The 20,564-nt window shown below is 55.7% G+C and carries 19 protein-coding genes; 18 read left to right on the top strand and 1 reads right to left on the bottom strand.

What is annotated here, in order from left to right; all coding sequences use genetic code 11:
* The first annotated feature begins 1 nt into the window (after position 1).
* The 18 genes from kdsA (at position 2) to NSJP_RS18095 (ending at position 18,980) form a co-directional block, all read left to right on the top strand.
* Positions 2-829, top strand: coding sequence for a 3-deoxy-8-phosphooctulonate synthase (kdsA, locus tag NSJP_RS18180; protein WP_080888287.1), 828 nt, complete (start codon positions 2-4; stop codon positions 827-829).
* Entirely contained in the window at positions 802-1,830 is a 1,029-nt protein-coding gene (locus tag NSJP_RS18175; protein WP_080888286.1) for a KpsF/GutQ family sugar-phosphate isomerase, read from the top strand. The genes kdsA and NSJP_RS18175 overlap by 28 nt, the downstream gene beginning before the upstream one ends.
* A gap of 141 nt (positions 1,831-1,971) precedes the next feature.
* Complete coding sequence (gene pgsA / locus NSJP_RS18170) at positions 1,972-2,568, top strand: CDP-diacylglycerol--glycerol-3-phosphate 3-phosphatidyltransferase (RefSeq protein ID WP_080888285.1); 597 nt, start codon at positions 1,972-1,974, stop codon at positions 2,566-2,568.
* 43 nt (positions 2,569-2,611) lie between these two features.
* Complete coding sequence (gene plsY / locus NSJP_RS18165) at positions 2,612-3,223, top strand: glycerol-3-phosphate 1-O-acyltransferase PlsY (protein WP_080888284.1); 612 nt, start codon at positions 2,612-2,614, stop codon at positions 3,221-3,223.
* A 169-nt stretch (positions 3,224-3,392) separates the two neighbouring features.
* Positions 3,393-3,764 carry a hypothetical protein gene (locus tag NSJP_RS18160; protein ID WP_080888283.1) on the top strand — a complete coding sequence of 124 codons (372 nt, stop codon included), beginning with the start codon at positions 3,393-3,395 and terminating at the stop codon, positions 3,762-3,764.
* The gene (locus tag NSJP_RS18155) at positions 3,761-5,605 is read left to right on the top strand and encodes a glutamate mutase L (protein ID WP_080888282.1); all 1,845 of its coding nucleotides are present in this window, start codon (positions 3,761-3,763) and stop codon (positions 5,603-5,605) included. The genes NSJP_RS18160 and NSJP_RS18155 overlap by 4 nt, the downstream gene beginning before the upstream one ends.
* Positions 5,606-5,673: 68 nt before the next feature.
* A complete protein-coding gene (locus NSJP_RS18150) occupies positions 5,674-6,801 on the top strand; it encodes a hypothetical protein (protein WP_080888281.1) in 1,128 nt (375 codons plus the stop codon).
* A 110-nt stretch (positions 6,802-6,911) separates the two neighbouring features.
* Positions 6,912-8,201, top strand: coding sequence for a DUF6754 domain-containing protein (locus NSJP_RS18145; RefSeq protein ID WP_197685446.1), 1,290 nt, complete (start codon positions 6,912-6,914; stop codon positions 8,199-8,201).
* Positions 8,198-8,848, top strand: a complete 651-nt coding sequence (locus NSJP_RS18140; RefSeq protein WP_080888280.1) for a hypothetical protein — start codon at positions 8,198-8,200, stop codon at positions 8,846-8,848. Before NSJP_RS18145 ends, NSJP_RS18140 begins: the two co-directional genes overlap by 4 nt.
* 24 nt (positions 8,849-8,872) lie before the next feature.
* On the top strand, positions 8,873-9,718 hold the full coding sequence (locus tag NSJP_RS18135; protein WP_080888279.1) for a hypothetical protein: 846 nt from the start codon (positions 8,873-8,875) through the stop codon (positions 9,716-9,718).
* A gap of 16 nt (positions 9,719-9,734) precedes the next feature.
* A complete protein-coding gene (locus NSJP_RS18130; protein WP_080888278.1) occupies positions 9,735-10,487 on the top strand; it encodes a hypothetical protein in 753 nt (250 codons plus the stop codon).
* 49 nt (positions 10,488-10,536) lie between these two features.
* A complete protein-coding gene (amrB, locus tag NSJP_RS18125; RefSeq protein WP_155970452.1) occupies positions 10,537-11,778 on the top strand; it encodes an AmmeMemoRadiSam system protein B in 1,242 nt (413 codons plus the stop codon).
* A gap of 273 nt (positions 11,779-12,051) precedes the next feature.
* Positions 12,052-13,017: an energy transducer TonB gene (locus NSJP_RS18120; protein ID WP_080888276.1), complete on the top strand. Its 966-nt coding sequence runs from the start codon at positions 12,052-12,054 to the stop codon at positions 13,015-13,017.
* A gap of 546 nt (positions 13,018-13,563) precedes the next feature.
* A complete protein-coding gene (locus NSJP_RS19410) occupies positions 13,564-14,511 on the top strand; it encodes an energy transducer TonB (RefSeq protein ID WP_155970449.1) in 948 nt (315 codons plus the stop codon).
* 80 nt (positions 14,512-14,591) lie between these two features.
* Complete coding sequence (locus NSJP_RS18110; protein ID WP_080888274.1) at positions 14,592-15,038, top strand: hypothetical protein; 447 nt, start codon at positions 14,592-14,594, stop codon at positions 15,036-15,038.
* 475 nt (positions 15,039-15,513) lie between these two features.
* Complete coding sequence (locus NSJP_RS18105; protein WP_080888273.1) at positions 15,514-16,266, top strand: ZIP family metal transporter; 753 nt, start codon at positions 15,514-15,516, stop codon at positions 16,264-16,266.
* Between the two features lie 122 nt (positions 16,267-16,388).
* Positions 16,389-18,182 carry a sirohydrochlorin chelatase gene (locus NSJP_RS18100; RefSeq protein WP_080888272.1) on the top strand — a complete coding sequence of 598 codons (1,794 nt, stop codon included), beginning with the start codon at positions 16,389-16,391 and terminating at the stop codon, positions 18,180-18,182.
* A gap of 282 nt (positions 18,183-18,464) precedes the next feature.
* Positions 18,465-18,980 carry a redoxin domain-containing protein gene (locus NSJP_RS18095; RefSeq protein ID WP_172834455.1) on the top strand — a complete coding sequence of 172 codons (516 nt, stop codon included), beginning with the start codon at positions 18,465-18,467 and terminating at the stop codon, positions 18,978-18,980.
* A 1,422-nt stretch (positions 18,981-20,402) separates the two neighbouring features.
* Here the strand turns inward: NSJP_RS18095 and NSJP_RS19405 are convergent.
* The gene (locus NSJP_RS19405; protein WP_155970446.1) at positions 20,403-20,549 is read right to left on the bottom strand and encodes a hypothetical protein; all 147 of its coding nucleotides are present in this window, start codon (positions 20,547-20,549) and stop codon (positions 20,403-20,405) included.
* Positions 20,550-20,564: the final 15 nt, after the last annotated feature.

Below are 20,564 nucleotides of genomic sequence, written 5' to 3'. Positions count from 1 at the left end.
CATGGCTCACGTCGTCGACATCGGCGCCTTCAAAGTCGGGCGGGGACAGCCGCCCTTCCTGATCGCGGGGCCTTGCGTCATCGAAAACGAGCAGTTGGTGCTGGACACGGCCGGACGCATCGCCGAAATTGCCCGAGCCCTCGGCATGCCCTATGTCTTCAAATCCTCCTACGACAAAGCGAATCGAACGTCCATCCATTCGTTTCGCGGGCCGGGGATCAAGAAGGGACTCGAGGTGCTCGCCAAGGTCAAACGGGAAGTGGGGGTCGCGGTTTTGACCGACGTCCATACTGAATCCGATGCGACAGAGGCGGGTACCGTCGTCGACGTACTCCAGATTCCGGCGTTTCTCTGCCGGCAAACAGATCTGCTCATCGCTGCCGCCAAAACCGGAAAGGTGGTCAACGTCAAAAAAGGGCAGTTCCTGTCTCCTCCGGAAATGGGTAACGCGGTGAAGAAGCTGGAAGAGTGCGGCAATGCCAGAATTGTGCTTACGGAGCGGGGTTCATCGTTCGGGTACAATAATCTGGTCGTCGACATGCGGTCCTTTCCCATTCTGCGCAGCTTCGGCTACCCGGTTGTCTTCGATGCCACGCACAGCGTGCAGCTTCCGGGTGGAGGAGGAACCAAATCCAGCGGTCAGCGGGAATTCGTGGAACCACTGGCCTGCGCCGCCGCGGGCGCCGGCGTGGACGGGTTCTTCATGGAAGTGCACCCGGATCCTGATCATGCCCTGTCCGATGGGCCGAATATGGTCCCGCTCCATCAACTGAAAGCGCTCCTCGAGCGCGTGATGCGGATATGCGACGCAGCAAATCCAGCAAAGTAAGCCGTCCTTCCAGGCCGGGCGTGTCCGCCAAGGGAACAGGCGGAAGTTTGCTCGAAGGCAAGCGGGTGCTCGGGATCGAAGCACGTGCGGTTCAAGCGTTGATCGATCGTCTGGATGATCGATTCGTACAGGCCGTCGACTTGTTGTATGGCTGCAAAGGGAAGGTCGTCGTGTCCGGCATGGGAAAGTCGGGGCTTGTAGGCCAGAAAATCGCCGCGACCATGGCCAGCACCGGTACTCCCGCCTTCTTTGTCCATCCGGCGGAAGGCCTTCACGGCGATCTCGGTATGGTCGGCAGGCAGGATGTGGTTGTGGCCATCTCGAACAGCGGAGAAGCCCAGGAACTCATCCAATTGCTGCCGTATCTGGAGCGTATGGGTATTCCCGTCGTGGCCATGACGGGACGTCCTGACTCGACGTTGGCCAAGCACAGCGATGTGGTGTTAGACGTTTCTGTATCCGAAGAAGCCTGTCCGCTGGGGCTTGCGCCGACCGCCAGTACGACGGCCACGCTGGCGCTGGGTGATGCCCTGGCTCTCGCCCTGCTGCAAAAGAGAGGATTCAAGGAAGAAGATTATGCGCAGTTTCATCCGGGCGGCGCGCTCGGCCGCCGCTTGCTCGTTCGCGTCAAGGATCTCATGCATGCGGGCTCCGACGTGCCCACGGTGGAGGAATCGGTCACCGGCACGACGGCCATGCTGGAAATGACGGCCAAGAAGCTCGGGATGACCACCGTGGTCGATCGCACCGGTGCGCTCAGCGGCGTCATTACGGACGGTGACTTGCGGAGATTCATTCAGCGAGGGGGAGACTTTTTAAAGGCCACGGCGGGTGAACTGGCTTCCCGGAATCCTAAATCGATTAGGCCGGACGATCTGGCCGCCAAAGCGGTGGAAATCATGGAGCGACATTCGATCACGACCCTGATCGTGACCGAGGGGCCCCGGAAGATCGTCGGCGTGATTCATTTGCATGATTTGCTGAAGAACGGCATTGTATAACCGGTTCCAGCGGGCTTGATGAGTGTGCCGGCATCGTCCGTGCCGGCATACCGTCAGAAGTCGAAGCGGTCAGTTGCGGTCGCGCGGCCGCAGGGTTCAACAGGTTTCAATAGGAAAGCCGTTTTCACGGAATACCGAACGATGAATCGTGTTCTGGAAATGTGGAGATCTGTCGGACAGGAGTCCCTCAACCTGCCGAATGTCATCACATTGTTCCGTATCCTGTTGATTCCCGTCTTCGTCATCCTGTTCATCACACCGACTGAGGACCGGTCTCTCAGCGCAGCGGTGATCTTTGTCGTGGCTGCGATGACTGACTTGCTGGACGGCTATGTGGCGCGCAGGACCGGACAGATCACCAGGCTGGGGAAATTGCTGGATCCCATTGCCGACAAATTGCTCGTGCTGTCCGCACTGATCCTGCTCGTCAACGTGGACCGCGTCAGCGCACTCGTGGCCATTTTGGTCATCGCCCGAGAAGTGGCCGTGACGGGCATTCGCGCCATCGCGGCAGGCGAAGGGATGATCATCAGTGCGGAGACCACCGGAAAATACAAGATGGCTCTTCAGGTCGTGGCGATCACAATGCTGATTTTAGAGGGTACCGAGGTTTCAGAATGGGGCAATCTCCATCTGGCCGGGATCGTCACGCTGTATCTTTCGCTGGTGTTGGGCTATGTGTCAGGCGGACAGTATGTCCTGAGTTTTTGGAAGCAAATCGTCGCCAAAGGGCTTTAGCGGTAGTTCGATTCATGCGCACCTCCTTCATCATCCCCGACTCATGGCAGAAGAACTCCTCTGTGCGCTGATGGCAGCGTTCGGTTATGTGTTGGGGGCCATCCCTTTTGGGGTGGTGGTGTCCCAGGCCCTTTCATTGCCGGATCCCCGCACGGTGGGAAGCAAGAACGTGGGGTTCACCAATGTCCTGCGCGTCTCCGGCGCGAAGGCCGGCATCCTCACGCTCCTGGGCGACTTGGGAAAAGGGTGGGTGATGGGATGGGGGGCGATGCAGTGGCTGACCGTGGAGTCCTACATCATGCTCGTGGCCCTGTCTCCGATCATCGGCCACATGATCTCCCCCTTTCTCAATTTTAGGGGCGGCAAGGGGGTGGCGACGGCGTTGGGATCTGTATTGGGCCTGTCACCCTCGATGGGGTTGCTCCTGCTTCTCATCTGGCTGGGGGCGGTGGCGATTTGGCGGTACTCGTCCGGAGGCGCGCTGGCCGCGTTCGGGGTATTTCCGGTCGTGGCAATCGTCAATGAGCAGCGGCAGGAATTCCTTATCTTTGCCATTATCGTCAGCGTTCTGATCTGGATCAGGCACAAAGACAATATCATGCGGCTGTGGAAGGGAACGGAAAGTAAGATCGGGGAAAAGAAAGCGCTTGCCTAATTTAGCAACTCTCGGCGAGGCCAGTCGTATCAATAATTCCGCCGCGCAGCACGCAATGCCTAAACAGAACGGGGAGAAACGTCTCAGCATTGCCGTGTGAATTGACTCCCATTTCTCTCGCCAATATAATGCAGGCAACTTCGATTTTAGCCTGGTTTACCCTGCGGTTATGCGCTCCTTATCCAAGGAACATCTCGCCAAGAGACTTCGGGAATTGCGCACGGGACTGCAGCATGCGTTTGCGGTGCAGCCGGAGGAGCCACTCCTCTCCCTCGACGACCTCCAATTGATGGAGCGCATGGCCGACGCGGTTGTGCGACGCGGCATGGCGGCCCCCACCACGGTTTTCCTGGAATCCATGGGGCCGATGAATTTTCTGGGCAGCCAAGCGCTTCACTTTCTCACGCCGATCGTCGAATGTGCCTTTGACCCCAAGGAAGTCGAACAGATAGCGCGGTTGCTCGAGCGCCGCGACTCGCTCTCTCGCCTCATCACCCTCATTGACGCGAAATCCGCTGCCAAGAGGGTGCCGGCTCAATGACGTCTTCTCCCTCGAGTCCAGTCCAATTCGACCATCCGCTGAACGTGATCGTCGCGACCGACTGCGGGAGCACGACGACCAAGGCCATTCTCATCGAAAAGGTGGGCGAAGAATATCGGCAGACGTATCGCGGCGAAGCGCCGACGACCGTCGAAGCGCCGTTTGAGGACGTTACGCGAGGAGTCCTGAACGCAATCGCCGAGATCGAAGAACTGTCCGGACGAAAGATTCTCGACGGTGAAAAGATCGTGACACCCAATCGCGCCGGCCAAGGCGATCCCATGACAGGCGTCGACATCTACATTTCCACCAGCAGCGCCGGCGGCGGCTTGCAGATGATGGTCACGGGAGTCGTACAGAGCATGACTGGGGAAAGCGCGCAACGGGCCGCGCTCGGCGCCGGCGCGATCGTCATCGATGTCCTGGCCTCCAACGACGGGCGTCTGCCGCACGAAAAAATCGAGCGGATCCGATCCATGAGGCCGGACATGATCCTGATGTCCGGAGGAACGGACGGCGGCGCCGTCACTCATGTCGTCGAGATGGCCGAATATGTGTCCGCCGCCGAACCGCGTCCTCGATTCGGCGCGACCTACAAACTGCCCTTGATTTTTGCGGGAAACAAGGATGCTCGCCCCCAGGTACAACGTATCTTGGGAGAGAAGGCCGCGTTGGAAATCACGGACAACATCAGGCCGGTCTTGGAAAAAGAAAATCTCGCGCCGGCGCGCGACAAGATTCATGACTTGTTCTTGGAGCACGTCATGCAGCAGGCACCGGGGTACAGGAAGCTCATGGAGATGACGGGCGCTCCGATCATGCCGACACCCGCGGCGGTCGGCGTCATCATGGAGACAATTGCGAAACGGGAAGGGCTCAATCTCATCGGCGTGGACATCGGGGGCGCCACGACGGACGTGTTCTCGATATTCAAGGGAGTATTCAATCGAACTGTCAGTGCAAATCTTGGAATGTCGTATAGCATCTCGAACGTATTGGCTGAGGCTGGCCTGCCTAATATCATGCGCTGGGTTCCCTTCACGATCGACGAGCAGACCATCCGCAACCGCATCAAGAACAAGATGATCCGGCCGACGACCATCCCGCAGACGCTCGATGAGTTGCAGATCGAACAGGCGATTGCGCGGGAGGCGCTCAGGTTGGCGCTGATCCATCACAAGTCTCTGGCGAGCGGTCTGAAAGGCGTGCAGCAGGAACGGATGATCTCCGATATGTTCGAACAGCAGGCCTCCGGGAAAACCCTGATCGACATGCTGCAGCTTGATCTGATCGTCGGCAGTGGCGGCATCTTGTCCCATGCCCCTCGTCGCATCCAATCGATGTTGATGATGGTGGATGCCTACGAACCCCTCGGCGTTACCGCTCTATCCGTGGACAGCATATTCATGATGCCTCACTTGGGTGTGCTTTCGACGATCAACGAGAAAGCGGCGACGGATGTATTCGTCCGTGACTGCATGATCTATCTGGGAACGTGTATCGCGCCGATCGGACAGGGAAAGGACGGCGAGGTTAGCGCCAGCTATGAGATTGTATTTCCGGACGGCAAGACCGTCAGAGATCGTCTGAGATTCGGCGATCTGACGCTCTACCCGTTGGAACCAGGCAAATCGGCGACGATCACCGTCGAGCCGGCCAAGCACGTGAATGCGGGTGCAGGAATTGGGGTGACCCTCACACGGAAGGTGCAAGGCGGTGTCGTCGGGCTGTTGTTGGACGGCCGTGGCCGCCCTCTGCAACTCGCCGAAGAGCAGGGGGCACGGATCGCCTCACTCAAGAAATGGTTCGATGCGGTCGGGCTATACCCGGCGGCGAGTTAGGAATAATGTCGAGGCAGGAATGTTGAGTTTTTTGTTGTCCGGGAAATCGTAACTTACAATTCCCTCTCATGGCGCATAGCTATACACCAGGCCTTACCGTTACCGACCGCACGGTCATTCGTCGCCGTCGACTGTTGCCTTTGGCCGGTGAGGTCTTGGTTCATGCCGGCGGCAATGTCCGATGCGATCAGGCCGTAGCCCGCGCTCAGCTGCCGGGGAAAGTGTATCCGGTCAATCTCGCGAATCAACTCAGCGTGGCTCCGGGTGAAATCAAAGAGTATTTGGTCAAACGGGAAGGGGAAGCCGTTCAAAAGGACGAAATCCTGGCAGAGAACAAACCGCTCATCAAGTGGTTCAAGACGGAGATCCGGTCGCCCGTGGCGGGAACCATCGAATCCGTGTCCAGTATCACGGGGCAAGTGCTCCTGCGCGAGCCCCCGCGTATCCTGGATCTGCTTGCGTATGTGGATGGCGCCATCGCGGAAGTCATTCCTCATCAGGGCGTCGTGGTCGAAGCCGATTGCGCGCTGGTGCAAGGCATCTTCGGGATCGGCGGTGAGACGTGGGGCGAAATTATTGTGGCGGTCGGATCGCCGGACGAGCCGCTGCTCCCGGCGCACCTGACTGCTGCCGTGAAGGGGAAGATCGTCGTCGGCGGGTCTTTTCTTTCCTCCGGCACGATGGCCAAGGCGAAGGAAATCGGCGTGGCCGGCTTGGTAGTCGGCGGCATTCATGATAAGGACTTGCGTGAACTCCTCGGCTACGACCTCGGTGTCGCGATCACAGGTACGGAGCAAGTCGGGTTCACCTTGATCCTGACCGAAGGATTCGGCGCCATTCCCATGGCCGCAAAAACCTTCAACCTCCTGTCCGCTCACGTGGGACAGCGAGCGGCGATTTCGGGAGCGACACAGATTCGAGCCGGCGTCATCAGACCGGAAATCGTCGTGCCGTACAGAGGGCCTGCTGTGACGGCTGCCGGTCGTGGCCACCAGCGGGAAGGCGTTCGGTTGGGCGATTCGGTTCGCATCATCCGTGACCCGTTCTTCGGTCGGATCAGCGAGGTGTCGGCGTTGCCGCATGATTTGCGGAAGATTCCGACGGAGAGCGAAGTCCGGGTGCTCGAGGTCAAGTTTTCCGATGGAACGCGAGCGGTGGTTCCCCGCTCAAACATTGAAGTGATTGAGGGGGCGTGAAAATCCTGAGAACAGTTTCCAGCCCGCTTCTCGTCCCGCTCACGCCAGTCACGGGCGATGAAACGCATGATCTGGCGTGTTTCCCACCGCTACTGCGCCTGAGGAGGAACATGTTTTGTCGGGCGATGGCTGAATGGGTGAGACCAGCGGTCTTCTTGAACGTCCTCATTGTCAGTGGTGTCTCGATTCTCGTCTCTGTGTTTGGAACATCATCCCACTCCTTGGCCCAAGCTACCCTGTCGGCTCCCGCCGATCTGCGTGTTTTTGACACGCCCAACGATGCAGGCCAGAACCTGACCGTCCTGTGGGCTCCCGGATCATCGGATGGTCCCGAGAGCCGCTATCAGGTGCTTGCCGGTGACGGAGGGAGTTCCGACCCTTCAACGCTGAAGGTCGTTGCTGAGTTTCCCGCTAACAGCCATTTTGTCCGCGATGCGAAGGCTCCCTGGTGGACCAGGAGCGCGGAGCCTTCGTGGCATCAATTTATAATCAAGAGCGGCAAGGAGATCGAACTCAAGGACGGGCATGTCTATGCCGTGACGGTGGCCCTGGTTCGCGGCGATCAACGTGGAGTAGGAACGATCCTGCAGGCGAGCCCACACCCCGATTGGTTCAATTGGAATCAGACGAATAATTTGCTTGTCGCGTTGGGATTTGGCGTGCTCGTTTTTTATACCATCCGCCATGCGAAGCGAAAAGACATCTTTCTTCGCCGGATTGCCGGTCTCGACGCCGTGGACGAAGCAATCGGACGGTCGACTGAATTGGGGAAGCCTATTCTCTATCTGACCGGTGCCCATGACATGAGCGATCCTTCCACAATTGCCGCGGCCGTGATTCTCGGCCGCGTCGCCAAGAAGACCGCCGCTTATGAGACGGAATTGATGGTCCCGCATAGAGATCCCATCACCATGGCGGTCTGCCAAGAAATTACCAAGCAAGCGTATTTGGAAGCTGGAAAGCCGGACCTGTTCAAGGACGACTCCAACTTTTTCATTACGTCTGACCAATTCAGCTATACCGCGGCAGTTGATGGAATCATGCTGCGTAAGAAGCCGGCCGCAAATTTCTTCATGGGGTCATTTTTTGCGGAATCACTCCTGCTTACGGAGACCGGTGCGAGCACGGGGGCAATTCAGATCGCCGGAACCGATTCGGATCATCAATTGCCTTTCTTCGTGACCACGTGCGATTACACGCTGATCGGCGAGGAGCTGTATGCCGCGAGCGCCTATCTCTCGAAAGAGCCGATCCAGATCGGCACGTTACGAGGGCAGGACATTGGGAAAGCGGTGATTCTGTCCGCCATCGCCATAGGAACCGTTGTGGCGACCATCGGGGTCGCGACAGGCGCTCACTGGCCCCGTCTGATCCTCGACCTCCTCAGGGATCTCAAATGATCTTCATGCGACGCCAGGTGCCGTTATTGATCACCATGATTGCCGGATTGGTATTTGCGGCGCAGTACTACATCCCGCATCCGCAATCTGAGTACATGCTGACGTCGGTCACCAAGTGGCTTCAGATTATCGGAGGATTTGCGCTCATACTCGGGATCTCCAGCCTGTTTCAGCAGCATGCCGTCAAGATCCGCAGGAAGGAGTCCGGTTGGGGATACAGTCTGGTTTTGTATGCGGGCATTGTCGGGACGATCGCCGCGGGGTTGCTGGCCAACGGAAAAGAGAGCGTCGATGGCTCAATGACCGCGTTTGGATGGGTGTATTCCTTCATGATGGTCCCATTGCAAGGCACGATGTTCGCGATTCTCGCCTTTTTTATCGCGTCAGCTGCGTACCGGTCGTTCAGGGCGCGCAGCCGTGAGGCAGCGGTGCTGCTGGTCGCAGCGGTGATTGTCATGATGGGGCGTGTGCCGCTGGGTGAGTACATACTTCCGATCAGCGGAGACGTTTCGCAGTGGATTTTGAACGTGCTGAATGCCTCCGTTCGACGGGCCATCCTGATCGGTGTCAGCCTCGGAGCCGTAGCCTTGTCCTTCAAGATTATCTTCGGGGTGGAACGGTCGTACCTGGGCGGAGGAAAAGAGTGAAAATGATGACGGGAAAAGCCTGAGATGAGCTTCTCCGAGCGGATGCTGAAGATCGACCGGCGGATCATCTTTCTCCTGATCGGCCTCTGCACACTGTTGCCGCTATTGTATCCCGTCGGCCTGCCCATCAAGATTTCACCCGAAGTGCGGGGCGTCTATGACCACATGGAGTCATTGCCTCCGAGATCGGTATTTCTGCTTTCGATCGATTTCGATCCGGCGTCAAAGCCCGAATTGCACCCCCAAGCCATCGCTCTTCTCCGTCACGCTTTTCGGAAGGACCTTCGCGTGGTGGCCATGACTTTGTGGGTGAGCGGCACCGGGATGGCGGAGCAACTTGTCAGCCAGGTCGCGCAGGAGGCGGGGAAAGAGAACGGAAAAGACTACGTGTTTCTCGGATGGAGTCCAGGCGGATCGGCCGTTATCATCAATATGGGGCAGGACCTCTACACTGCTTTTCCGAGCGACTATGGGGGGCGCGCTACAAAGGGTCTGCCGGTGTTGGATGGGGTGCATAGCTTAAAGGACGTCACGTATGCCATCAGTCTTGGAGCAGGGGTACCGGGCGTTGAAGCGTGGTACGTCTTCGGTAAGGACAAGTATAAGTTCGAACTGGGCGGGGGCTGCACGGGAGTTATGGCGCCTGGTTTGTATCCCTTGCTCAGAAGTGGCCAGATCAACGGATTGATCGGAGGGTTGCGAGGCGCGGCAGAATACGAAAGCCTGATCGGTCAGAAGGGGCGAGCAGTGGCCGGAATGGATGCCCAATCCGCAACCCATATGGCGATCATTGTGCTGGTAGTAATCTGCAATCTGTTCTATTTCACGCTCAGAAGACAGGGCGGACTCCAGAGCCCAGGATTGTCATAAGGAGTCGGAAGACCCAATGGATAGCGAAATTTTCGGGGCATGGGTGGCGACGGGTCTAACCCTGTTCATCTTCTCGTTCCTTTACAAAGACAATCCTCTGTTCAAGCTCGCCGAACATCTGTACGTCGGCGTGTCGGTCGGGTATTCGATTGTGAAGACGTTCGATTCCGTGATTTTACATCTCATCGTCAAGCCCATATTCGAACAGGGCGAGTTCTCACTGTTGATCCCGGTAGCCATTGGATTGCTGATGCTGACTCGATATGTTCCCCGCGCAGCGTGGATGTCCCGCTATGCGTTTGCGTTTATCGTCGGAGTCGGATCCGGCCTCGCAATTCCACGCACGATTTCCTCGTTCATTCTCAAACAGATCGAGGATACCGTACGTCCGTTGCTCTCATTGGTCGGCCAAGATGGCATCACGTTCTCGATGAGTCTGCTTAATCCCGCGAGTAACCTCAATGCCATCATCATTCTCATAGGTGTGAGTTCCGTGCTCTTTTACTTCTTCTTCTCGATCGAACATCAGGGGGCCGGGAAGGTGGTGGCCCGAACCGGCGTCTTCTTTCTGATGATCGCATTCGGCGCGGCGTTCGGCTATACGGTCATGGCCCGCATGTCTCTGTTGATTGGGCGCCTCACGGACATGATCGAGTTCTCAGACGCGTCCTATGGCCGTCCCACTCTCTGGCTGACGATCCTAACCATTGCCGCTCTGATCTTGCTTGCACGTCGGCAAGAGGGTGAGCCGCCGGTTTCGGACCGATGACGTTCGCGGTTGCAGCTTCTTCCGCCTCTCCATTACAATCAACCCTGTCATGATGCCCGGCACGTCCAAAGATCCCGCGCAGTACCCGGTGCTTCGGAACCTCCAGTTCTCTCCGATTAAAGAGGGCGACGATCAATTTGTCGTGCTCTGGGATCCAAGCGGGTTGAGCAAGGAGAAGCTGGTTCTTCCATTGAACTATTTCTTCATTGTCCAGCATTTTGACGGTGACCATTCCCTCCAGGAGATTGGTGGGCTGTACTTGAAGCGCTTCGGCGAGTTCCTTCTGCCGGCTAAAGTAGACCAGTTGGTTGCGGATCTGGATGCGAAGCTGTTTCTCGAAGGCGGACGCACTGAGCAGGCCAAGCAGCAAGCTCACGAGTCGTATCGACAGGCTCCAATGCGCCGCGCTCAGTTTGCAGGAAGAAGCTATGAAGCCGATGGCGAAAAATTGCAGAAACAAATCGATGGGTTTTTCACTTCCAAAGAAGGACCTGACTTCAAGCCATCTGCGAACTCAGGAAAGCCGATTCGCGGGTTGGTGGCTCCGACCTACGAATTGAAACAGGCGGGGCCGATCTATGCGTGGGCCTATAAGGAACTGCAGGAAGCCCAGCAGCCGAGTGTGTATGTGATTGTTGGAACGGCTCATGCGGGCTTGGAGAGCCTTTTTGCAGTCACCGACAAAGATTTTGAGACTCCTCTTGGTATCGTTTCGGCGGATCGCCAGATCGTCGATCTGCTCAGGTCGCGTGCGCCGGAATACTTCCAGGAGGAGATCGCTCACCAAACCGAGCATGCGATTGAATATCAGCTGCCGTTTCTCCAATACGCTGTCACTGGAGGGATGGGGGCCACGATCGTGCCGATCTTATCGTCATTTTCGGCGGACAGCCTGCGCGATGCCTCAGTGCGAGATAGGGTGGAACGATTCATTAGCTCGTTGCGCGACATACTTGCGGCATCAGGAAAAACATACAGTCTCATTGCGGCAGGAGAGTTGGCGCATCTTGGCATGCGGTACGGGGATAGCGCGCCACCAACCGATTTTTCTTTTCATCGATGCATGCAGTCCGACCTCGAGATGCTCAAGTTTGTGGAAGAAATGAAGCCGGATGAGTTTGCCGGTTACATCCAGAAAGAGAATGACCGACGTCGTATTTCCGGGTTCTCTCCCATCTATACGCTCCTTCGACTGATCCAAGCGGAGCAGGGGCAGGTGCTTAGGTACGATCGGGGTATTACCGACCAATACAATTCGACCGCGACCTTCGCTAGTATGAGCTTCTTCTAGCAGCTCCCCAGGGCCTCCATTTCTACGTCTGCCGACCACGACTTGACGGGGCCTTGCTGAATCGTGTACTGATACTAATTATCAAATTCATCGCAGTATAAGCCACGTGGCGGCTAGTGGTCGTAGCAGAGGCCAGCGCACTCTGAGTGCAGAGCCCAAGGTCACCGGTGGGGGTGGCGTTGGGCTTTTTCATCTCGAGTACCGTCAGTAAGCAAAGTGCGAACGATTCACCGATTTGCGGCCAGCCATGCTGTCGCGAGGAGTGGGCATAAAATGACACGCTTCCTTCGCCAGGGCTTTCCCAGCTCCCAACAGTTCGATGAGGTTCATTCCCCCCTGTTGTCCAAGTCGCCGCTCGTCTTGGCCCCGGTGCCAGGCTTTCGAGTGCGGGAGACGCCCCGCTCCCGTGTGGGGCGGACTGCGAAAATTGGATGGAGTATTTCCGGTGCCTTCCATGGCGTGGTTTTGATCGCTGCCATTCTGTTCAATCTTCAGATCACCTTTAGTCGGCCCGCTCCTCAGCAGGCACCATTTCACTGGGATGTCTCCATCATGGCGGCTCCTTCACCACAAGCGACGATCGCTGACGGTTCCAAACCGCAGGAGACGCCGCCCTCGCACGAAATTTATGCTGAAGGAGCCGTACAACAGCAAGTGATGTCCTCCCTGGAGTCCGTGGTCCCGCAATACGAGGAGCAGGACTCTCAGGCGGACTTGTCCTTGGGGCGCGCTGTCGAGGCTAGGGCCAAGTTTGAGCCGCATTCGCAACGAAATGACGATGTGGCAAAATCCATGGCAGCTGCAAGCACCAGTGAATCCTCAGCACCGCCTCCAGATATGATAAGCGAAAGCGAGTCAAGTACGGTTCAGGTGCAAGCTGAGCCGGTGCAGGCCGCCGTGTTGCATCGTCCTTCCGCTATAGTGAAAAACTTGGTGAATCGATCGATTCGGCCTGATTACGGATGGCTGATGAATACGCTACGCACCAGACTCGAAGACGTAAAAACGTATCCGTCGCCAGCGAAGGCAAATCATTGGCAGGGGCGGGTGGTGATTCAGGTCAGTGTCGAGCCCGATGGGCGAATCACGAATGCAGAGATCCAGCAGAGTTCAGGCTATCCAGTCTTAGATTTTGCGGCATTAGAGGCGCTTCAGGCCACGTCCCCTTTGCAGCTTGCCCACGGACTTGATGGGCGGTCTGTGGTCATGCTGGTACCGATCAACTATCAGTTGGAATAATTGCGACGGAACGGTGGCCATGCCAATGCAGGCCCAACCTGAAGGACTACGAACGAGTGTGATGCCCTTGTGGTAGGAAGGCGTGCTATACGCGTACATTATCGAACACACCATTTTTCAAGATAGCCACACTGGCTAGGTGGGGTTTTGTTAGGTTGATTCGTCATCTCTAAGAGAGGTCCTAAACACCATTGCGATTACAGGCTGGAAGCGGCTGCCATCGCAAACTTAGGACACGAACGAATTATTGGTCACAGCGAGCGGTGGGTTATTTTTACGACATGCCTCGAAGGCAGGTTTCCTTCTTCTTGGGCTACTCGGCTGAGCTCACCTGGATCGCGCCCCTCCTGTAGCTAGTAGCAATTACCTGCTTAGTTCTTGATAATGTGGTGCCACGTTGAGTTTCAGAGATCCTCTAATGCACCAAATTTAGTATGTGCGTATACTGACGAGTTGTATGCGCATCCCGTTAGACTCACCGGGAGGGTTGATTGTCTGCTGCGATCATGGCACATTAGCTACCCCTGAAGATCGGATTTTCTGATTATGACGACTATTGAATTCGGCAAGTTAACGCGTACTGGAGAGGCGCACCACGCGCATAGTTGGTCAGTTTCTCTCATTTTTCATGTGCTGAGCATCTGGTTCGCCCTCATATTGCTCGCAGAAATCGAGAAACCCAATCGACCTACGCCCTTTACGTGGGAGGTCGCGATGGTGGAGGCACCACCTCAGGTGGAACCTACCCCTGTTACGCCGCCAACTCCTACGCCGACTCCTAAGCCGACACCCACACCCGTGCAGCCTCGCACAACGCCACAGGTGCAAAGAACCGTAGATCAGCGCCCTCAAGTTGAGACGCAAACTCAGCAGGTTCAAAATGTGGAGACGGTGCAACAGACTGTTCAAGATGTCGCCACTCCGGTGGAACAGACCACTGCTACCCCGGTTGAGACCACGGTCCACCATACTGCGGTTCAAAGTGTAGAGAGTCCGGCTGCTGTGACGCAGACCGCAACTCCCACAGTTTCAGCGGTTGTTGAAACGAATGCGCCGGTCGCGGAGACCGCGCCGGTCATGGAACAAGTATCCGTAGCGCAGCAGCCATCTGTGGTGCAGCGTGAAGCCCCTGTACAGTCTGATGCGCCTGCAGTGGAGCAGAGGGCTGTGCAACATCGTGTTGTGCAATATAAGCAAACCCAAGCAGATTATGGCTGGCTGCGCGACACCTTGTGGAAGCGCATTCAAGAACTGAAGCGATATCCGGCCCTGGCTCGGTCGAATCATTGGGAAGGAAAGGTCGTTATTGCCGCGGTGATTCGTGAGGATGGAACAGTCGTTGGGCTTCGCATTGCAGAAAGTTCAGGTCGGCCCATACTCGACCAAGAAGCGCTTTCGGTCATGAGACAAGCATCACCCCTGGCGCTCAAACATCCCTTGGGAAAGCCTCAGGTGACGATTCTCGTTCCCATCAGTTATCGATTGGACGGATAGAATGAGGCTTTCCTGGGGGGTCGCTGCGCATTGCGGCGAACAAGATTGCGCCATATTGTGAACCACAAAGGAGACGAGACATGAATCGCTCGACGATCATCTGCGCTGCTACGGTGCTCTCAGGAGTGTTATGTGGGGTTATGGTTGGCGGACCTGCTATAGCGCAGACTAAGTCCGATAAAGTGTTTCACGCCGTCGCGACTGACACAAAGGGTGTGGATACGGACGTCAAAAACGTTATTTTCTATTACGAAGAGAAAATCAGTGAAACCGCTTTTGTCCCGCATGAAATGCGGGAAGTACCGGTCAAGCGTGGAACGGCGACTGTCAAGATCAAATTCGACAATATTAAGCACATCGATCTGAAGCCGTCAGGGAACGGTACTCCCCCCCATGTCACTATTACCTTGGCCGATGGAAAAACTGGTGATTTCATTCTTGCCATTGCCGGGAGCTTTAAAGGGCAATCTGATTTCGGCGAGGTCGAGCTTCCCGCTGCAGAACTCAAGAAGCTTACGTTCAAGTAACCTGCGCTACTGCTTATAGAGACTCCAGGCGTGTCAACTCGACCATCGTGCAGCCTTTCCATATATTGGGAGCGCATGAGAAGGGAAGTTGACTGTAGTCGTGCATCCGGACATCAGCTGTCTCGGATCGGCGTTCCGTTTGAGCGCTAGGTGTCTTGCTGCCGGAAGCAATGCGCAAGAATCATGTGGCGCCATGAGCGAAAACGAATGTTGCCGCCGAGGATATGAGGATATCCGGTGGCACTGTGGTCGATTGACCGCTCGCTTGTTGGGAAGGACGCAGTCTGGCCATCGCAAGTGCGAGGAGTGGCCGCGTCGTCCATATTCACTCTTCTGCCATTGGCGGAACAGTTCCCTCGGATGTGAGAGTCGATCTGCACGCCCCAGTAGACAGCCTTGCCAGAGAACTCAAGGCGACTTGTTTGTGAGAATCTAGCCCTTTCCATCTGACAACACTTTCTGCTATGAGTCCCATATGCTTGAATTGATTTCTTTAGGTGCGGTTGCCGGACTCATTCCCATCTATCTCGGCATTGTTGCGGCGTTGGTGCTGGGACGGGTATTGCCTCGTGCTTGGGAGGCGGGGCTGATCGGCGTAGCCACCGGAGTTCTGCTGTATTTGTTTTTTGACCTGATGCATGAGTCTGTCGAGCTTACCGGGGCGCGAGATATCATGTCATGGGCCGTGTTTCTAGGTGGCTTAGGTGTGAGCCTTGTCGGGTTAGTCTGGCTTGAGTCGAGTCAAATATTCGGTAGCAATCAGGCAAGCAGAGTTCTTTCCCTTCCATACATGATCGCATTGGGGATGGGCTTTCACAATCTGGGTGAGGGATTGGCAATAGGAGCCAGTTATGCCAGCGGACAATGGACATTAAGTATGCTGCTAGTAGCCGGCTTTGCTTTGCACAACGGTACGGAAGGATTTGGCATTGTCGGTGCTGCAGGAAAGACCCCTCTTAACGGAAAAGACATCTTTCTTCTTGGGTTGCTGGCCGGGGCACCGACGTGTTTGGGGACGTTGTTAAGCGGGCAGGGGGTCTCCTCCTATTTGTCCATATTGTTTTACACGCTGGCGGCCGGGTCCTTGTTGTATGTGATTCTCTCGCTGACAGCGATTTCCTATACTGCTACTCGTCGGCTTCAGACATCCGTAGGCATCCTTCTTGGGATCAGCCTCATGTTTGTGACCTCTATGTTGCTCACACTGGTGAGTGGCATCCGTTCCTGATCGGCGCTGAATCTACCCAAATCAAGATGAATAGGAATCCCTCCCAAAAAAGAGTTGACAGCAGTCGTTGTAAATGATATTGAGAATGCATCTCAATACTAACAAGGGCGAGATTGGGACAAATGCCAGCTTCAAAACACCTACAGTCATGGGACATCGCAGTCCGTTCTATCCCGCATGTCTTGGCTGAAGCAGGGAAGAAGAGGCTCCTGTGCGCACAGCGCGTGTCACGCGCTATCAGCCAGCTGTTTCCGGTGTTGCGCATTGTTGTCTGTGTTTTCGTGCTGCTGTTGGACGGTGCTTTTGCATTTGCAGGGAGTGATCGGACGGGGTTCCTCATGGTATCGGCTGATCGAGGTTTCCTAGGGAATCAGGAAACTCAGGCAGCTTTTACAGAGTTTAGAAAAGTATACCCACCCGCGGTATTGGCACTGGTGGGGCGTGACTATAACGGAATTGGGAGCGAGTACTCGGCCTACCTGATCAAGGCGTTGCGGGAACTCAAGGAGGCAGGCGTGACTCAAGTAGTCGGCATTCCCCTGTTCGTTTCTGAAGCGGATCCCGTATTGCAGAAGGTCATTGTCGGCATGTCGGCATATGAAGTGCCGGGAACCATTCGCTGGGCTGCACCGATGGCCGACAGCTATCTCATTAAACAGATCGTACTGGATCGTGTGGAAAAGATCAGTAAGGACTCAGAGGAAGAAAGACTGTTCATCGTAGGTGTTGGTGCAGTCGATGGGGCATCTGAACGCATTATGAAGCGAGACTTAGAAAAGCTCGTCTCCTATATCTCTGAAAGAAAATCATTCAAAGAAGCGACGGCCGTAATCTACTACGATAGGGATGCGCCAGAATCTGACGCGAGAAACCGCACGGCTGATGAACTAATTATGCAGGCTGCGGCACACAAAGGAAGCACGGTGGTCATCCCTGCGACACTCGGCCCAAAGTTTGATTACAGCATGACGCTTACCAACTGGATTGGTCAAAGATTCAAAGGGCTGGATGTCGTCTATGGCGGCGAAGAGCTCATGCCACATCCCAATATCGTGCTTTGGCTCAAAAGGATCGCCAATCAATACACCGCCGCCTTACCAAATGAAATTGGCATCGTCATCATGCCGCATGGCGCGACGCAGCCCTGGAATGATGCCGTCGAACGGCTCGTTGAACCATTGCGCGCCCGTTACGATCTCGAAATGGCATTTGGAATGGCGGATCCAAGGGTGATCCAAGGGGCGGTGACGCGCCTGGAAGAACGGGGAATCAGGCGAATTGTCTTTGTGCGCCTGTACGCACTTTCTCATCATATGAAGGAAAGCACTGACTACATCCTGGGACTGACGGATACCATCCCGAGTCATATGGCGAACCACGTGGCCACAACCCAGGTGCGCAGCGCCGTGCTGTTTGCAGGATTTGGAGGCTATGAAGAGTCGGCACGCGTTGCAGACATCCTGCATGAACGCGTGCTGGAAGTCAGTGAAGATCCTTCGAGCGAGACGGTTGTACTCCTTGCCCACGGAGAAAAAACTGATACCGGCAATATCCGATGGTTGCAGGCGATGGAGGCAAACATCGAGCGTCTCAAGAAAGAGTCTCATTGCAGCAAATTGAAATCAATTCGAGCGGCGACGGTGCAGGAGGATTGGCCTGAGTTGCGCGAGAAAGCAGTAGGCGAGATCAGGAATATTATCCAGGAAGAATCCAAGCACAGCCGTGTGCTGGTAATCGCAAATCGTCTTTATGGCGCAGGTCCTTATAAGAAGCTGCTGACTGGTTTGGACTACGCTCTCAACGATAGGGGGCTGGCACATCCACTGCTCAGTCGCTGGCTCGAAGAGGAAGTTGAGAAAACTGCTGCTGCCCTGGCATCTCCGCTGCTAAGTGTCAAACACGAGGCGGTCAGGTAGATGCGGGGCACCACCCGTCGGGTGGAATGGCGGGACTAATCCTCCTCCGCCGTTCCACCCACCGGTGCAATCATGGATGGGGAGGAGAAAGGATGATAGCACACTGTGGAAAGTGCGGAGGCCTGGTCGTACTCGAGCAAATATTGGATTTTTATCGAATGACTGGATGGAGATGTGTGAACTGTGGTTGGAGTCGACGGGATATTCAGTGGCTGCCCTCCGTGGAGAGGCGCGCGATGAGAAGAGGGACACTCAAGTGAATTGCCCAAAAGGAGAATGTTGATGAGGCTCAATGCGACAAACATGTTGGATTTTCGTGCGCCGGCCTTGATTGGCGGCCAACTGACGTATTTATCCGGGAGGCAGTTCGTTGGCCGTGTGGTCGTAATATGCTTCCTGCCCGACCAGGGAATCATTGCCGCGGCAGAGACGCTGGATGAACAGGCCGATCGATTCCGACGAATCGACGTCGATTTATTGATTGTGGGGTCCGACGCCTGTCTTCACTATCAGGTATGGCACGAGCGAGAAAAACGGCATCGGGCGACCGTGCTCGCCGATCCGCGCCGTCGACTCCATCGGATGTTTGGTGTGACCGCAAGTTCAGCGGCCTCTCGATGCGCGACATTCCTCGTGGATGAAGACGGAATTGTGCGATTGCGCTGGCGCCATGATTTTTCTCCCGGTGATCTGCAGGCTATCCGGAATCTCATCGTGCTGAATCGGCTCTCTGTCGGAAAGGCAGGGGAGGCTTGGGCTTCACAGGCGGATTCTCGTAGGGAATTCCTTTCCGTGTAGTCTCGATAGCAAAAGAATATGTAACGACGGCGCGTGGCTATACATCAAACGAGAAGAACTAAGGAGAATAAACATGCACGGAAACAGGCAGTCAAAACTAGCGGTCTGTGGTTGCGGTAAGCTTCACGTCACCTATGGGTCTATCACGATGCATTTTGACAAGGATGAATTCCAAGTATTCGCTGACTCTATCGGACGTCTGGCCTCAATACTCAAACAATCGTCAGTTGGCTCAATGCCTGCGCACAAAGGATCATCAAGTGCGCACATGTGCCACTAGGGAGGAAGCGACCTATGAAAATTCGTCACTGTCCCCGCTGTCGACGTCACTGTCTTTTCCAGACCGGAGCGTTCTGGGCATGTGCCACGTGTCGCTATGCGATTACGCAAAGTGCGCTGATGGTTGATGAGGGTCGGGCGTCAAAACCTTCCGCCATTTCAGTTGCGTCATCTTCAACCCTCTGATCGATGGAGTGAAGAGTGAGGAGAGACTCGATGTGCCAAAATGATAACTTCCCTGTGCTCATCAGTCTTGCCGTGGCGCTGGGAATTATCGTCGGCGCCGTCGCCGTTCTGTCCATGTGGACGGTTGTCGGTGGCAAGAGGAACGGATCGGTTGTATCCGCGAGTTCGCCATAGTGAAGACTCGGTTCTCTTTCTTGACTCGCAGGATCCGCCTATAGACCGGAGATCCAGAGGAGAGAATAGGATTGAGAGCTTCACTATGACAGGCGGAGAGTTCGCGAATGGCGACAAGCCTGTACCTGCTGATTGATTCCCTCCACACGTCGTTGGCTTTCTCCACCTACGAACCTTGATTCTGTGTCGTTTCCTTACCGGCATGAATATAGTAGAGTGCGTCGGGTTTACCTCGGGTGAAACTGTGATTTGTATAAACAGGGAAACACCGGTGATTCTTGAGGTGATATGCCTAATCTGATGCGCATTCTGGTGCCTGTCTCATTGCTGTTGGTGTCGTGTGCGGAAGGTCGATGGGCCCATCCGACCAAGGATGAGGTTCAAGCTCAGCGGGATTGGGAAGTCTGTAAGGCGGAAGTGTTGGCAGGGACGGAGCACCAGAAAGACACGATGGCAGGGAGTATCAATCTAAGCGGATGTATGCAGTCAAAGGGATACCGCTATGTCGAAGATGAGACACCGCGGTCTACCGGTTCCACTACTCCTTCATCCCGGTGAGTCGCTCACGTACCTTGAGCCTTCAACCCATAATCCGAGAAAGGCGCAAGTGGGTGGTCGAAACAGCTTGAAGAAAATCTCATGGCACGATGTAGCTTCGCGCGTGGTTGCCGCTTCGGTTGGCGGCTATGCCATGACGTATGCTGTCACCATATGTGTAACGGTGCTACTGCCTCTGTCAAGAACGGAGGCCGTACTCTCGGCGGCTATGATGTCGTTTCTTTTCTATGTCGGAGCGATCATTTGGGCTTTTGCGGCGGCTACGCCGATGCGTGCCTGGCTGGGACTCTTATTGTCCGCAGGAGTAAGTGGTTTGATCGCTTTCCCGCTGGTCATGGCCATGAGCAGATAGTCTCGTCCGTCTTCCTTCATAGATACAGAGCGTCA

The organism is Nitrospira japonica, from assembly GCF_900169565.1.
Taxonomy (GTDB): domain Bacteria; phylum Nitrospirota; class Nitrospiria; order Nitrospirales; family Nitrospiraceae; genus Nitrospira_C; species Nitrospira_C japonica_A.
This window is presented reverse-complemented; position numbering and strand designations above follow the sequence as displayed.

Coding starts and splice junctions, on each gene's coding strand:
- kdsA (WP_080888287.1), top strand. CDS start 2: ATGGCTCACGTCGTCGACATCGGCGCCTTCAAAGTCGGGCGGGGACAG.
- NSJP_RS18175 (WP_080888286.1), top strand. CDS start 802: ATGCGACGCAGCAAATCCAGCAAAGTAAGCCGTCCTTCCAGGCCGGGC.
- pgsA (WP_080888285.1), top strand. CDS start 1,972: ATGAATCGTGTTCTGGAAATGTGGAGATCTGTCGGACAGGAGTCCCTC.
- plsY (WP_080888284.1), top strand. CDS start 2,612: ATGGCAGAAGAACTCCTCTGTGCGCTGATGGCAGCGTTCGGTTATGTG.
- NSJP_RS18160 (WP_080888283.1), top strand. CDS start 3,393: ATGCGCTCCTTATCCAAGGAACATCTCGCCAAGAGACTTCGGGAATTG.
- NSJP_RS18155 (WP_080888282.1), top strand. CDS start 3,761: ATGACGTCTTCTCCCTCGAGTCCAGTCCAATTCGACCATCCGCTGAAC.
- NSJP_RS18150 (WP_080888281.1), top strand. CDS start 5,674: ATGGCGCATAGCTATACACCAGGCCTTACCGTTACCGACCGCACGGTC.
- NSJP_RS18145 (WP_197685446.1), top strand. CDS start 6,912: ATGTTTTGTCGGGCGATGGCTGAATGGGTGAGACCAGCGGTCTTCTTG.
- NSJP_RS18140 (WP_080888280.1), top strand. CDS start 8,198: ATGATCTTCATGCGACGCCAGGTGCCGTTATTGATCACCATGATTGCC.
- NSJP_RS18135 (WP_080888279.1), top strand. CDS start 8,873: ATGAGCTTCTCCGAGCGGATGCTGAAGATCGACCGGCGGATCATCTTT.
- NSJP_RS18130 (WP_080888278.1), top strand. CDS start 9,735: ATGGATAGCGAAATTTTCGGGGCATGGGTGGCGACGGGTCTAACCCTG.
- amrB (WP_155970452.1), top strand. CDS start 10,537: ATGATGCCCGGCACGTCCAAAGATCCCGCGCAGTACCCGGTGCTTCGG.
- NSJP_RS18120 (WP_080888276.1), top strand. CDS start 12,052: ATGACACGCTTCCTTCGCCAGGGCTTTCCCAGCTCCCAACAGTTCGAT.
- NSJP_RS19410 (WP_155970449.1), top strand. CDS start 13,564: ATGACGACTATTGAATTCGGCAAGTTAACGCGTACTGGAGAGGCGCAC.
- NSJP_RS18110 (WP_080888274.1), top strand. CDS start 14,592: ATGAATCGCTCGACGATCATCTGCGCTGCTACGGTGCTCTCAGGAGTG.
- NSJP_RS18105 (WP_080888273.1), top strand. CDS start 15,514: ATGCTTGAATTGATTTCTTTAGGTGCGGTTGCCGGACTCATTCCCATC.
- NSJP_RS18100 (WP_080888272.1), top strand. CDS start 16,389: ATGCCAGCTTCAAAACACCTACAGTCATGGGACATCGCAGTCCGTTCT.
- NSJP_RS18095 (WP_172834455.1), top strand. CDS start 18,465: ATGAGGCTCAATGCGACAAACATGTTGGATTTTCGTGCGCCGGCCTTG.
- NSJP_RS19405 (WP_155970446.1), bottom strand. CDS start 20,549: ATGAAGGAAGACGGACGAGACTATCTGCTCATGGCCATGACCAGCGGG.